Genomic DNA, 1,217 nt, shown 5'->3' with positions numbered 1-1,217 from the left:
GGGCGTTCCGGATGAAGGAAGAGTTGCGGGACATCTTCGCCCAGGCCGACAGCAAGGCCGAGGCGGCGGAGCTGCTGACCGCGTGGCTGGCATGGACGAAGCGATCCCGCCTGGCACCGTTCCGCAAGCTCGCCAGAACGCTTGGGGCGCATTGGGACGGGATCCTGAACGGGTTTGACAGCCGGCTGACTAATGGCGGTGTCGAAGCCATCAACGGCCTGATCCAGGCAGCCAAGGCCCGCGCCCGCGGCTATCGCACGACACGGAACTTCATCAACATGGCCTACCTCGTCGCCGGCCGGCTCACGCACCTTCCCGCATCACCCTACGACACAACATCTCGTGCTGTCGTCCGATAACCGGAAATGCAACCCACCCACACAAAACGCGAAGAAGCCCCACTTTCTGCTGAATCGTGGGAGCTGAGTCTCAAGCCCTGCTGGATGACAGGGACTGAGTTGCTTAATGGAGACTCGAGAGCGTTTCTTAAAGGTCTGAGTGTCGTCGAAATCTCAGATAGCGGGTACCGGCCATGGCCGCCTGCTGCGCTACTTGGGGGCTGCGCAGGCCGCCATGGCCTCTGATTTGCTTCCTTCCATAGGTGCTACGGCATCCAGGTCGCTGAGCAGCCCAAGAACCGCAATACCGCATATTGCCGACAGATGCGCTTCGACATGATCTGCGAGGGCGAGACCTTGTTCGCCATTGGTTCAAGAACAATGGTCGCGCGGGATCGAGCACCGACTGACCAAACCCAACCATCCGTGGAATTCCGAGGATCAGAAAACGATCCGGGGAATCGTTTCCCCGAGGGACGGCCAGGTCGAGAGGATGAATCGGACAATTAAGGAGGCCACGGTCAAACGCTTCCACTACGACAGCCACGATCAGCTTCGCACATATCTCACAGACTTCATGGCAGCCTACAATTTCGCCAGGCGCCTCAAGACCCTCGGCGGCCTCACGCCATACGAATACATCTGCAAGGTCTGGACCTCAGAGTCGGATCGTTTCATGCTCGACCCGATCCACCAGATGCCGGGACAGAACACCTTATGTGTCTCATCCCTGCTATGAATGCCCCGTCGCCGTTCCCGGCCAGGACCGGCGACGGGGTAGGATACAGCGCTGAACACCTTGTGGCATGACCACGTTCTCTAGCAGGCTGATCCCGCCTCTCTTCACCGTCTCGAACAGTTGACGGCGGCCCATTTCCG

The 1,217-nt window shown here is 59.6% G+C and carries 1 protein-coding gene and 1 pseudogene; both read left to right on the top strand.

Features of this window, described 5'->3' with window-relative positions; all coding sequences use genetic code 11:
* The coding region (locus V8324_RS21920; RefSeq protein WP_336422002.1) for a transposase at positions 1-359 on the top strand (359 nt) is incomplete at its 5' end.
* A gap of 373 nt (positions 360-732) precedes the next feature.
* Positions 733-1,077 (top strand): annotated as a pseudogene (locus V8324_RS21915) (integrase core domain-containing protein); the annotation flags it as partial.
* Between the last annotated feature and the right edge of the window lie 140 nt (positions 1,078-1,217).

Source organism: Roseovarius sp. D22-M7 (assembly GCF_037083785.1).
Lineage (GTDB): Bacteria > Pseudomonadota > Alphaproteobacteria > Rhodobacterales > Rhodobacteraceae > Roseovarius.
The sequence above is the reverse complement of the archived record's forward strand: the minus strand, read 5'-3'. Positions and strand labels throughout refer to the sequence as shown.